Origin of the sequence: Streptomyces sp. NPDC048106 (genome assembly GCF_040706415.1) — a bacterium.
Lineage (GTDB): Bacteria > Actinomycetota > Actinomycetes > Streptomycetales > Streptomycetaceae > Streptomyces.
In genome coordinates, this window is record NZ_JBEZND010000003.1 from 336,787 (window position 1) to 348,904 (window position 12,118).

The following is a 12,118-nucleotide window of genomic DNA, read 5'->3' on the forward strand; positions in this document are numbered from 1 at the left end:
GCAGCGGCGCGGGGTTCCAGTCGGCGCGGGGTCCCGGTCGACGTGAGGTCAACGTAGCGGCGCGGGTCCCGGTCGGCGTGGGCCGGTCGGCGTGGGCCGGTCGGCGTGGGCTCCCGTAGCAGTGCAGGGCCCCGGCCGGGGCCAATTCCAGGGGCCCCAGCCAGCACGGGGTTCCGGTCGGCGTGGGAATCCCGGCCGGCGTGAGGTCAACGTAGCGGCGCGGGTCCCGGTCGGCGTGGGATCCAGGTCGGCGCAGGGCCCCGGCCAGCACGGGGTTCCGGTCGGCGTGGGAATCCCGGCCGGCGTGAAGTCAACGTAGCGGCGCGAGGCCCGTAGCGGCGTGAGGGCGTCAGCAGCCGCAGGCTCCCGCGGCCGGGGCGACGAGGGGGTCGGCGTCGCGGCGCTCCGGGCCCTGCCAGGTCTCGTAGGCGAACCCCTCGCGCACCCAGTACTCGAACCCGCCGAGCATCTCCTTGACCTGGTAGCCGAGTTCGGCGAGGGCGAGGGCGGCACGGGTCGCCCCGTTGCAGCCGGGGCCCCAGCAGTAGGTGACGACGGGTACGGACACGTCGAGCAGCTCCGCGGCGCGTTCGGGGATGAGGGCGGTGGGGAGGTGGACGGCGCCGGGGACGTGCCCCTGGTCCCAGGCCTCGGTGGAGCGGGAGTCGAGGAGCACGAACCCGGGGTCGCCGCCGGCGGCGAGGGCGGCGGCCACGTCGGCCACGTCGGCGTGGAAGCGGAGGGAGGCGCGGAAGTGGGCGGCGGCCTCGGCGGGGGTGGCGGGGGCGACGCGGAGGACGGGGTTCGGGACGGTCGTGGTCACGGGGCGAGGCCCTTCCTGGTGCGAGGGTGCGGGAGTGCGCGGCTCTGCTGCCGTCTGACCTCGAATCTACGGACCGGAACCCGCACTCTGAAGGCGTGATCCACGGCACTGACGCCGGGCGGCCGGGGAATCCGTGCTATTCCTCGACCATGACCGCGATTTCCCTGGACGCCATCGACTGGCGCATTCTCGACGCCCTCCAGCGGGACGGCCGGACCAGCTTCGCCGACCTCGCCCGCGCCGTCGACATGTCGGCCAGCGCCGTCACCGAGCGGGTGCGCAGGCTGGAGGAGGCGGGGGTGATCAGCGGTTACGCGGCGGTCGTGGACCCGGACAAGGTCGGCCTGACGATCCTGGCCTTCGTACGGCTGCGCTATCCGAACGGCAACTACAAGCCATTCCACGACCTGGTCGAGGCGATGCCGGAGATCCTGGAGGCACATCACGTGACGGGCGACGACTGCTTCATCATCAAGGTGGCGGCGCGCTCCATGCGCCACCTGGAGGAGGTTTCCGGCCGGATCGGCACCCTGGGCTCCGTGACGACCAGCGTCGTGTACTCGTCCCCGCTGCCTCGGCGGCCCGTCAGCGGCTGAACCTCGGCAGGCAAACCCGCTGTGTGCGGAGTTTCGTAACGAATTACCCATCACCGGACATCTAGGATCATCCTGTGGACATCTCTCCCGAATCCGCAGGTCACTGACGCGCCATCACCCGAATGGACCCCCCAACAGGCGCCATCTCATATCTGAGATAACCTCGACTTCATGGCAGACGACTACCTCGTACGCATCGGCAAGCTCATCCGCGACGCCCGGCAACACCGGGGCTGGACGCAGACGCAGCTCGCGGAGGCGCTCGGCACCAGCCAGAGCGCGGTCAACCGCATCGAGCGCGGCAACCAGAACATCAGCCTTGAGATGATCGCCCGCATCGGCGAGGCTCTGGACAGCGAGATCGTGTCACTGGGTTACGCGGGCCCGATGCATCTGCGGGTCGTCGGCGGCCGTCGGCTGTCCGGCGCCATCGACGTCAAGACGAGCAAGAACGCCTGTGTGGCTCTCCTCTGCGCGTCCCTGCTGAACAAGGGACGCACGCTGCTGCGCCGGGTCGCGCGCATCGAGGAGGTGTACCGCCTGCTGGAGGTGCTCAACTCCATCGGCGTACGCACCCGCTGGATCAACGACGGGGTCGACCTGGAGCTGGTCCCGCCGGCCGAGCTGGAGATGACGGCGATCGACGCCGAGGCGGCCGTCCGCACCCGCTCCATCATCATGTTCCTCGGCCCGCTGCTGCACCGGATGGACCAGTTCAAGCTGCCGTACGCCGGCGGCTGCGACCTCGGCACCCGGACCATCGAGCCGCACATGATCGCGCTGCGCCGGTTCGGCCTCCAGATCGCGGCGACCGAGAACCAGTACCACGCGCAGGTGGACCGCACGGTCAGCCCCGACCGCCCGATCGTGCTGACCGAGCGCGGCGACACCGTGACCGAGAACGCGCTGCTGGCCGCCGCGCGGCACGACGGCGTGACCGTCATCCGCAACGCCTCCTCCAACTACATGGTCCAGGACCTGTGCTTCTTCCTGGAGGCGCTGGGCGTGAAGGTGGAGGGCATCGGCACCACCACGCTGACCGTGCACGGCGTGCCCAACATCGACGTCGACGTCGACTACTCCCCCTCCGAGGACCCGGTCGAGGCGATGAGCCTGGTGGCCGCCGCGGTGGTCACCGAGTCCGAACTCACCGTGCGCCGCGTGCCGATCGAGTTCCTGGAGATCGAGCTGGCGGTCCTGGAGGAGATGGGCCTGGACCACGACCGTTCGCCGGAGTACTTCGCGGACAACGGCCGTACCCGCCTGGTCGACCTCACGGTCCGCCCCTCCAAGCTGGAGGCGCCGATCGACAAGATCCACCCCATGCCCTTCCCGGGCCTGAACATCGACAACGTCCCCTTCTTCGCCGCCATCGCCGCGGTCGCCTCCGGCCAGACCCTGATCCACGACTGGGTCTACGACAACCGCGCGATCTACCTCACCGACCTCAACCGCCTCGGCGGCCGGCTCCAGTTGCTGGACCCCCACCGCGTCCTCGTCGAGGGCCCCACCCGCTGGCGCGCCGCCGAAATGATGTGCCCCCCGGCCCTGCGCCCCGCGGTGGTCGTCCTGCTGGCGATGATGGCGGCCGAGGGCACGTCGGTCCTGCGCAACGTGTACGTCATCAACCGCGGTTACGAGGACCTCGCGGAACGCCTGAACTCGATCGGCGCGCAGATCGAGATCTTCCGGGATATTTGATAAGAGGATGCCGCCGCACCCCTCCCTGACCTGCTACTTCGCGGGTCTGGGAGGGGTGCGGCGGCATCTCTGGGACTTCTCTGGGACTTTGGACCCACGGTGGGCTATGAGCCGCGTTCCACAGGCTCCGCCGACCGGCCGCGGCTACGCGAAGATCGCGTCGATGACAGCGCTGCCCCGGGCGCCGGCGCGGCGCAGGAAGTGGGAGTACTTCCGCAGCGTGAACCCGGGGTCGGAGTGCCCCAGCCAGCGCGCCAAGGGGACGATCGATTCGCCAGCCTCCAACTCCTCGGAGGTCTTACCGGGGCCCATGGAGGGGGTGGCCGTGTTGGTCAGATCAGCGTGCTGGGCAAGGAGCTTGGGGTGTCCTACGGCACACCCGCGAGGTCGCCACCGAGTCCGTGGCCACCGTGTCCGTCGCACCGTGTCCGCGGACGTCGGACAGCGAGCCTCGTGACGATCCTCGGCCGGACCGTCCATGGCATGTGGAAGGTACCGTCTACCAGTTGTTGACGGGCTGTCATTGGGCCGGCGAACTGGCTGGGCCACTCCGACCCGGCCTTCGCCCTCCGAACCTATACTCGCTTCATGTCGCAGGCGGGCACGTGTGGGCTTGCGGCCATCGACTCCTGGTTCGCCAGTCCGGCGGAAAGTCCCTGGGAAGTCCCCATCAGACCCCGCGAACATTGGCAGTGCAGGAACCGGAGCCATCTTGGGGCCTGGCCTGCTTGGGGGCGGTGGAGGAAGGATGGGCCCTGGGCCAGAGGGCCTCTCGGGGGTTCGAGGTGGCGGGGTAGCTGTTCACTTACCTCGAACGAGCGGACCGGCCCAGGTCGGATCTTGATCGCTGCGGGGTTCGCCAGCGGTAATCCTCAATGCGCTGAGGTCTGATTTCCCGTCACGTGAGCCATAGCCGAGCTCAGAGCTAGAATTCGAGGAAACTCTGTGGGAATCCGCTCCCTCATGCCTGCGCTGCCCAGGACGCGGGCGCCCCGTACCGAAGGCTCCGGGGCGCCCGCGAACCACGCGGCCAAGCTGCTCGTGCCTCTGACACTGATCAACACATTCGGCAACGGTCTGTTCCGGGTGAACAGTGCGCTGTTCTTCACGCACGTCGGGGACATGACGGCGGCTCAGTTCGGCACAGGACTGGCTGTCGGCGGCGTTTGCGGCATCCTCGCGTCCGTGCCGTTCGGCCGGGCTTGCGACCGCTGGGGTGCCCGCCGTGTGCTGATGATCCTCTGGTCCGCGGAGGCCGTGGGGATCTTGGGTTATACGCAAGTTCATTCGTTCTGGCTGTTCCTCATGCTGATCTGCCCGATCACCGCGGTGGATCGCGGGTCAGTGGTCGCATACCGGGCACTGCTGGCGACAGCGCTGCCACAGGACGGTGTGGTCAAGGCGCGGGCGAAGCTTCGAGCACTGGCGAATGTTGGGGTCGGGCTCGGCGCGGGCGCCGGCGGCCTTGCGCTCGCCGTGAACACGGCTACCGCCTACTTTGCCGTCATCGTCGTTGACTGTCTGACCTTCGTCGTCGCAGCGGCCATGCTGGCCGGCCTTCCGACCACCTGGGCAACCGCCACCGCAGCCACCGCGCAAGATCGCCGACGCTCGGGCGTGCTACGAGATCGACGTTATGTTCTGTTCTGTGCGATATGCACGGTTCTGGCGCTTCAGTTCGGCATTTTCGAAGTCGGCCTGCCGCTGTGGGTGGTCCGCGACACGAGCGCACCGCGGGCCATCGTGGCGATGGCGCTCGTGATGAACACAGCCCTCGTCGCCTTGCTCCAGGTTCGCCTCAGCAAGGGCAGCGAGGACAGTGTCGGCGCGATCCGGGTTGGCGAGCGCGCTGGATGGCTGTTGGCCCTGGGCTGCGCAGTCTTCGTCGTGTCACGAACCGGGTCGGCGATCGCGGCGACGGTCTTGGTCCTGGGCGCGGCGCTGGTCATGACGATCGCCGAGGTGTACTTCGCGGCCTCGAGTACCACGCTGAGCTACGACCTCGCACCCGACAGCCAAGCCGGCGCCTACCAGGGCCTGTTCCAATCAGGGACATCCACAGCGACATCGCTTGCACCGGTGGTGATGACAAGCGGCGTGCTGCAGTTCCCGGTATGGGGCTGGCTGACCCTCGGCGGGGTTTTCGCCATCGCCGGGACTTCGCTCCGCTGGATCGACCCGGGCAAGGCCGAGTAGGTGGCTGCGTGCAGCGCCGACGGTCGCGCGTCCGCGGCCGACATCAGCCTGGCCGTGTCGGCGCCGCTGAACCGGAGCGTCGGGACCCGCCGGTAGCCGCGCGGCAGCAGGCCTGCCGGTAGAAGCTCCTGCCGGGCATCGATGGCATATGAGCAGCTAGCGAATCCGCGTGTGACACTCAGCCTCAACCAGTGCCCGTGAGGAGCCCGGCGCCTTCCGCGTCCAGGCTGTCGACAAGCCGGATGCCGAGCTTGCCCGGCTCGTCCAGCTCGAACCCGAATGAGCGGCGCGGTGCCAGGGAGTCGCCGGCAGCCTTGCGCAACGATGGCACGGTCACTTCGTCGCCGACACGAGCCCGTGGGCCACGGCCGAGCTTTCACATCCTGAAAAGGCGTTGGAGGCCGGCTCCGAAGCCATGATCCACCTCGCCTCGATCGACAACCTCGCCAAGCGCATAACGGACGAGACTACGCCAACCCGGCGAGGGACCTACTAGAAAATAAGTGGCAACTCGGTCACATCAAACGCCCCCTCAGGCCGTCCTACTCACCTTCGCCTCTACCCCAGAGATAGCCCATCTGCATCCGGTTATGTGCGTCGAGCTCTCGCTTCATGGTGGCGATGTGGCCCTGCAACGACCGCTCACTGATGCCGAGCCGCCGGGCTATCTGCTTGTCCGGGTAGCCGTTGATCAGCAGGCGCTTGATCGAGTCATGCATTGCGGGCATGACTTCCTTTGCTGCCATTGCTGCATAATTCGGGACGAATGGGAAGGGCTTTGCTCGATCCCACGACCTGTTGAACATGTCACGGAGAAAGCCGACGACGGCCGGCTCGCTCACCGCGACCGCAGAGGTGCGGTCCGCGTTCGCCGGAATGAAGGCGACGTCGTCCACGATGATCAGGCGGTCGAAGAACTCGTCGAGCGTCCGGACTGAAGCTCCGAGGCTTGTCGCCTTGTGGACATACTCTTTTGTCGCCTCATCGAAACGCGTCGTGTGTTGATAGAGAGTACGCATCACGACGCCGGCGGCTACGTGACGCCGCACGCTTTCCAAGGCGTCGTCCAGAACCTCTCTCGGGCGAGGGCCGTCCGGCTGCGCGGTAAGAATTTCCCGCCGGGAGCCCGACAGGGCGTCATCGATGGCCTGAGCGATGGTGGACAGGCCGTGAATTTCGCGGATATCGGAGTTCCCGCTGGTGGCTGCGCGCGACACGTAGTGCAGTCGGCTGGCCTGCTCATCGACGAGTCGCCTTAAGTCCGTCAAGTGTTTAGCCATTCCCTGGACGAACGCTTCCGGCTTCGTCAGAGCGTTCGGCGGAACAGTGCGACGACGGGGACCATCAGCGTCCGCCTCGTCGCTCATGGTGGCTGGCCTTGTCATGAGACCTTCCCATTTTTCCTCTTTGCCCATATTGAACCCCCTGAAAATCGGCAGTGCAGGAACCGGAGCCATCTTAGCGCTTGGCCTACTTGGGGGTGATGCAGGAAGGATTGGGTGCAGGTCGGAGCTTGATTGCTGCCGGGGGTATTCGTGTACTGAATTGATGGAAACGAGTGGGGAAGTTGAGCGAGGCGCGAATGTGCTGTTCTGCCTCGACTGCGATCGTCAGCCTTACCGCAGGACGAACACGCAATTCACTCGAATGGGATGCGCGAACAACTACCGAGACAACTGGGGCCAAGCCGACCTTCTGCCTCGGCCCAATGGGCTTCGATGAATGGATAGATGCATAATGCATGTTCATGCTATCTCGACTCATATGACGCGCACCGTGCGTGTCGCATTCACCGGCGGCATCGCCGGTGCGGCAGTGGCGATAGCTGTTGGGCTCGGCTCGTTCTCACCGTCCGTCGCTGCGGCGCCTGCGGCCGGTTCAAGTGTGGTACGAGCCGACGATGTCGGCTGGAATGGTGTGACGCTCTCCGCATCCTGACCGCCTGGAGAGCGCGGCGGGTTCCCGCTGCCCGATGCGCCGGAGCGCGAGAAGCCGCCGCTCCACCGAGTGGATTGTCGCCCATCGATTTCGGGGGACTTCTCGGAGTGCGCGTGCCGGTCCACTTCCAGTTCTCCGTCAATGGTGGCCGTGAACGGCGGTAATCCTCAATGTGCTGAGGTCTGACTTCTCGTCACGTGAACCATCGCCGAGCTCAGAGCTAGAACTCGAGGAAACCCTATGACTTATCGTGTCCTGGTGGTGCAACCCGCGTTCTCCGCGAACGCCTACATCACTCATGCCCGTTCTCTCGGTTGGGACGTCGTGGTGGCCTCCTATGAGGCCGAAGGCCGAAGGGTCGCCGAGTCCGTGCGATCCGCCGCGACAGAGATGATCAAGGCGGATACCAACTCCGGGGATGTCCTGGAGGCTGCCGTCGTCCAGTCCCACCAGCGGAACGCCATTCACGCTGTTGTCGCCGGCGGCGAGTACTACGTGCCGGCAGCCGCCCGGCTGTCCGCCCGGCTGGGGCTGCCCGGTCTGGCCGGCACGGCCGTGGACCAGGTCCGGCACAAGGCGAGGATGCTTGAGGCGGTGGCTGCGGCCGGCCTGCACGTACCGAGGTTCACTGTGGTCCGTGAGCCGGCGGCACTCGATGCGGCATGTGCTTACGTGGGCTTCCCCGCAGTCATCAAGCCGGTCGATTCCGGCGGGAGCGTTCACGTGTCGCGCGTCGACTCGCTCGAAGAAGCACGCCGAGCGGTGTCTGCGATCCACGCCGAGGAGGGACGCGAGTTCGACCGGCCGCTGACCGCCGACGTGATGGTCGAACAGTACGTGGCTGGAACGGAGTACAGCGCCGACGGCTACGTCAGCAACGGCGAAGTCACCGTTGTGGCGGTGACGCGGAAGCTGCTCGGTCCCGAGCCGCGGTTCCTGGAGCTGGGGCATCTCACGCCCGCGCCGCTCGACGAGGCCGTCCGCCACGAACTCGCGTCGTACGCCGCGGATGTCGTCAAAGCGGTGGGGATCACGACGGGGCCGTTCCACTGCGAACTGCGCCTCAGCGAGGGGCTCCCCGTACTCATCGAGGTGGCCGCGCGCCTGCCCGGCGGCAAGCTCACCGAGCTCATGGAGATGGCCACCGGCCTCAGGCTGCCCGCAAAGGTCCTCGCGGACATCACCGGCGCGGATCCCCAGAGCGCGGCGGCACATGGCGAGCCGGTCGCCAAGGCGACTGGAATTCGTTTCCTGACCGCGGGCGGCGCAGGTTCGTACGCGCGGCTCGAAGGCTGGGACGAGCTGACGTCTGAGCCGTGGGTGGTGGGGGGCCACGTCCTCATCGAACCGGGCGCCGGCATCAAGACCGATGAGGCGGACTACAGCTGTCGGATCGCGGCCGTCGTCTTCACCGCGGACTCCCCGGAAGAGGCGCTCGAGCGCTGGTCCGAGATCGGTGACCGCGTACGCGTGGTCACCACCTGACACGGAAGGAAGGATCGAACATGAACCCCCTGCGCCTCCACTGGTGCTCGCCGCCCGACACGGGACAGGCGAAGCCCACGGATCCTTTCAGCATGGGCAAGCTCGACATGGGGGAAGTCAGGGACTTCGTCCAGGAGGCCGATGAACTCGGCGTCGACAGCCTGTTGTTCGGGATCTCCAAGCGACTTCCCGATCCGCTTCCGGTGATCGGGGCGCTTTCGCAGGTCACTGATCGTGTCAGGTTCATGCTCGCCTATCGGCCGGGCCTGATGACGCCGCCGCTCTTCGCGCAGGTCGTCAACACGCTCTCCTGGATGACGGAGGGGCGCATCGCCCTCAACATCGTGTCCGGAGCCTCTCCGGCGGAGCAGGCCGGATACGGCGACTTCCTCAGCCATGACGAGAGGTACGCGCGCTGCAACGAGTTCCTGGAGATCCTCCGGGGTCTCTGGGAGGGCGAGTCACCGCTGAGTTACGACGGGCAGCACTACACGCTCAAGGACGCGGAGCTCGGCCTCGGATACAGCGGCGGAGTGCGGCCGCAGATCTACCTCAGCGGGGCGTCGGCCGTGGCGCAGCAGACCGCGCTGGCCTGGGGGGACTGCTGGCTGCGCTACGGAGACACCCCTGAGGCGCTGGCACTGGCCAGCCGGCCGCTCGTCGAGGGCGGGTGCCGCGTGGGTACCCGCATGCACGTGCTGGCTCGTCCCACCCGCGAGGAGGCCGTGGCGGAGCTTGCCGAGCTCGTGCGCAATCCGAACGAGGACCACAAGGAGTGGGCTCGCCAGGCGCTCAGCAGCACCGACTCCGAGGCGGTGCTGTCCTCCTACAAGTTGGCGAACTCCGCGGTCGACGAATGGCTCTCGCCCTACATCTGGACGGGTGCCGTGGCCTACCGCGGGGGTCCGGCCCTGTGCATCGTCGGGAGCTATGAAGAGGTGGCCCAGTACATCTACAGCTACAAGGCCGCGGGTATCAGTGAATTCATCTTCTCGGGGTGGCCGACCCGGGACGAGATGAGGAACTTCTTCACTCATGTCGCTCCCCTGATTCGCCGTCTTGAGGCAGAGGCGTCCTGAGCCAGCCGGGCGGCCATCTGCGTTGCGCGGCCCGGACCGTAGCCAGGCGGCCGTGCAATCTCGCGGAACGAATCCCTGCGGTGCTCGCCGCGAATACGTGTGACGAACCGAAAGAAGCGATCGGGTTCACCCCGCGGACGGTGCCGATCAAGGCTGGCGCCGCAGTGACGGAGCAGCGTGGCTGTTCACGTACCTCACTCGACTGAATTGCGCGTCTGACCTGCGGCAAAGCTGGCGATCGCATAAGTGAACAGCCACGGAGGAATAACCATGCACATTGTCGTCATCAACCGGTGGCCGAGGTTCCAGGAGGGGCCGCGCTGGGACTTCTCGATGGGCCGCTTCGAGGAGCTCATCGACCATGAGCGGCACCAGGTCAGTTACGTGGTCGACGCGGTCGGCGCCACCGGAATCCTTGCCGATCCCGAGCAGATCGCCGACCTGGTCGAGGTCGAAAACCTCAACTTCGAGGCAGTTCGCGGAGCGGTTCAGAAGATCACGGACCACGTCGGCCCGGTCGACCGGCTCATCGCCGTCTCGGAGGCCACGCTCGGTATCGCGGCCGAAGTTCGCGCGGCACTCGGCATCCCCGGTCCGCGACCCGAGGAAGTGGCGCTCTACCGGAACAAGCTGCGGATGAAGGAAGCCGTGGCGAAGGCTGGTGTCCGCGTGCCTCGGTTCGCTTCCTGCGACGACGTCGAGTCCGCAGTGGACTTCGCGCGGGTGATCGGGTTCCCACTGATACTCAAGCCGCTGTCCGGCGCGGGGAGCAGGGGGGTGCACCGCATCGAGGACGAGGCCACGCTCACGACGCTGCTGGATCAGATCGACACCGGGGACTACGAACTCGAGGAGTTCATCGACGGGCCGATCTACCACGTGGATGGGTTCGTCGGCGAGGACTCGCAGATCCTGTTCATGTCGGTGTCCCGCTACATCGGCGACTGCCTCGCCTTCGAGGCCGGCCGGCAGCCGCTCGGCTCGGTCGTCGTCCAGGACTCCCCGCTGCGCGACCGTGTGCACGAGTTCACCCGGCAGTGCGTGTCGGGTCTGGGCATGACCTCCATGCCGTTCCACCTCGAACTCTTCGTCCCGGCCGAGGGGGACCTGGTGTTCCTGGAGATCGCGGGCCGGATCGGCGGGGGCGAGGTGCCGTACCTCACGGACAAGCTCTTCGGGGTCAACCTCTTCGAGCTCTGGCTGGACGCCCTGTGCGAGGGCGGGGCGACGGTCCCGCCGCAGACGGGCGACCCGTCCGGCGGCTTCCTGATCATCCCGAAGCCCGACGGACTGCCGGCCGAGGTCGTCTCGGTGACCTCCATGCGGGACCACTTCGCCACGATCTGGCGGGAGTTGGTACCGACCCCCGGCGAGGTGATGCAGCCCGGCGGCAGCTACGACGCGGTGCACAGCGGGCGGTTCATCCTCACCGGCGACGAGTCGGTCGTGGCGGAGGACATCCGGAAGATCATCGCCGATTTCAGGATCGAAACCGCTCCGTTGCCGCAGTGAGGAATCCCGGACCGGGCCCCGCCCGGCCGAGCACGGCGGGATCGACGATCGCCGCCCGGGAGGAGACGCTCGCGGGCGCGATCGCGGACCGACCGCTGCCGAGAAACGGTGGGGCCGCACCACACCATCACGGGCCGTCGGTTGCTTCGGCCTACCAGAAAACATTCACGAGCTGCTCCGCGGGGGAACTTGATGGACGTCGGTTCTGCATGCTTCAGCAAACTCTTCGGCTCGTTCCCGACTCCGATCGCCATCGTCACGGCAATGGACGGAGCGGGTGAGCCGTACGGTTTCACCAGCAACGCCGTCTGTTCGGTGTCGGCGGCGACATCGACACTGCTGGTCTCCGTCGGCAAGGGGTCCCGCACGCTGCCGGCGATCGTTTCGTCGCAGGCGTTCGCGGTGAACTTCCTCTCCTCGTCCGCGCGTGACGCCTCGCAGGTGTTCGCGAGCAAGGCCACGGACAAGTTCGCACATGTCGAATGGCGTCCCTCGGCCGTTGCCGGAGGCGCTCCGCTGCTCACCGAAATCGCACTCGGCTTTGCGGAATGCAGGGTTGAGAACGCAATCGAGGTGAGCGATCATTGGCTTTTCGTAGGCCGGGTGGAAGGTGTTGAGACCTTCCCCCGCGAGCCACTTCTCTACCGTCGGGGCGACTACGGTGTCTGGTCGCCGCTGAACGAGTTCTCCGCTGTCTAAGGGCTGTCCCGTAACTGCTGGTCACGGGTGAGATGATCTCGCTGTGTCTGGTGTGATCACGGCGTCGGAGCCCTCCTGGATAGCCCCGT

General features: G+C 66.9%; 11 protein-coding genes and 1 pseudogene. 8 read left to right on the forward strand and 4 right to left on the reverse strand.

What is annotated here, in order from left to right; genetic code table 11:
• Positions 1-349 precede the first annotated feature (349 nt).
• On the reverse strand, positions 350-823 hold the full coding sequence (locus AB0927_RS04640; protein ID WP_366666039.1) for a rhodanese-like domain-containing protein: 474 nt from the start codon (positions 821-823) through the stop codon (positions 350-352).
• A 149-nt stretch (positions 824-972) separates the two neighbouring features.
• Between AB0927_RS04640 and AB0927_RS04645 the strand changes: the two genes are divergently transcribed.
• Positions 973-1,419: an Lrp/AsnC family transcriptional regulator gene (locus AB0927_RS04645; protein ID WP_366666040.1), complete on the forward strand. Its 447-nt coding sequence runs from the start codon at positions 973-975 to the stop codon at positions 1,417-1,419.
• Positions 1,420-1,590: 171 nt separating this feature from the next.
• Positions 1,591-3,120: a UDP-N-acetylglucosamine 1-carboxyvinyltransferase gene (locus AB0927_RS04650; protein ID WP_366666041.1), complete on the forward strand. Its 1,530-nt coding sequence runs from the start codon at positions 1,591-1,593 to the stop codon at positions 3,118-3,120.
• A 144-nt stretch (positions 3,121-3,264) separates the two neighbouring features.
• Here AB0927_RS04650 and AB0927_RS04655 read toward each other — a convergent pair whose 3' ends face one another.
• Positions 3,265-3,432 carry a hypothetical protein gene (locus tag AB0927_RS04655; protein ID WP_366666042.1) on the reverse strand — a complete coding sequence of 56 codons (168 nt, stop codon included), beginning with the start codon at positions 3,430-3,432 and terminating at the stop codon, positions 3,265-3,267.
• A 651-nt stretch (positions 3,433-4,083) separates the two neighbouring features.
• On the opposite strand from AB0927_RS04655, the gene AB0927_RS04660 reads away from it, so the two are divergent.
• Entirely contained in the window at positions 4,084-5,316 is a 1,233-nt protein-coding gene (locus tag AB0927_RS04660) for an MFS transporter (protein ID WP_366666043.1), read from the forward strand.
• 184 nt (positions 5,317-5,500) lie between these two features.
• Here AB0927_RS04660 and AB0927_RS04665 read toward each other — a convergent pair whose 3' ends face one another.
• A complete protein-coding gene (locus tag AB0927_RS04665; RefSeq protein ID WP_366666044.1) occupies positions 5,501-5,638 on the reverse strand; it encodes a hypothetical protein in 138 nt (45 codons plus the stop codon).
• An 84-nt stretch (positions 5,639-5,722) separates the two neighbouring features.
• On the opposite strand from AB0927_RS04665, the pseudogene AB0927_RS04670 reads away from it, so the two are divergent.
• Positions 5,723-5,812: pseudogene (locus AB0927_RS04670) on the forward strand (IS5/IS1182 family transposase); the annotation flags it as partial.
• A 46-nt stretch (positions 5,813-5,858) separates the two neighbouring features.
• Here AB0927_RS04670 and AB0927_RS04675 read toward each other — a convergent pair.
• Positions 5,859-6,683 carry a LuxR C-terminal-related transcriptional regulator gene (locus AB0927_RS04675; RefSeq protein ID WP_366666045.1) on the reverse strand — a complete coding sequence of 275 codons (825 nt, stop codon included), beginning with the start codon at positions 6,681-6,683 and terminating at the stop codon, positions 5,859-5,861.
• Between the two features lie 829 nt (positions 6,684-7,512).
• Between AB0927_RS04675 and AB0927_RS04680 the strand changes: the two genes are divergently transcribed.
• The 4 genes from AB0927_RS04680 (at position 7,513) to AB0927_RS04695 (ending at position 12,029) form a co-directional block, all read left to right on the forward strand.
• Positions 7,513-8,739 (forward strand): ATP-grasp domain-containing protein, encoded by a 1,227-nt coding sequence (locus tag AB0927_RS04680; RefSeq protein WP_366666046.1) that lies wholly within the window; start codon positions 7,513-7,515, stop codon positions 8,737-8,739.
• A 20-nt stretch (positions 8,740-8,759) separates the two neighbouring features.
• Positions 8,760-9,818, forward strand: coding sequence for an LLM class flavin-dependent oxidoreductase (locus AB0927_RS04685; RefSeq protein ID WP_366666047.1), 1,059 nt, complete (start codon positions 8,760-8,762; stop codon positions 9,816-9,818).
• A 270-nt stretch (positions 9,819-10,088) separates the two neighbouring features.
• Positions 10,089-11,330 (forward strand): ATP-grasp domain-containing protein, encoded by a 1,242-nt coding sequence (locus tag AB0927_RS04690; protein ID WP_366666048.1) that lies wholly within the window; start codon positions 10,089-10,091, stop codon positions 11,328-11,330.
• Positions 11,331-11,522: 192 nt separating this feature from the next.
• A complete protein-coding gene (locus tag AB0927_RS04695; protein ID WP_366666049.1) occupies positions 11,523-12,029 on the forward strand; it encodes a flavin reductase family protein in 507 nt (168 codons plus the stop codon).
• Positions 12,030-12,118: the final 89 nt, after the last annotated feature.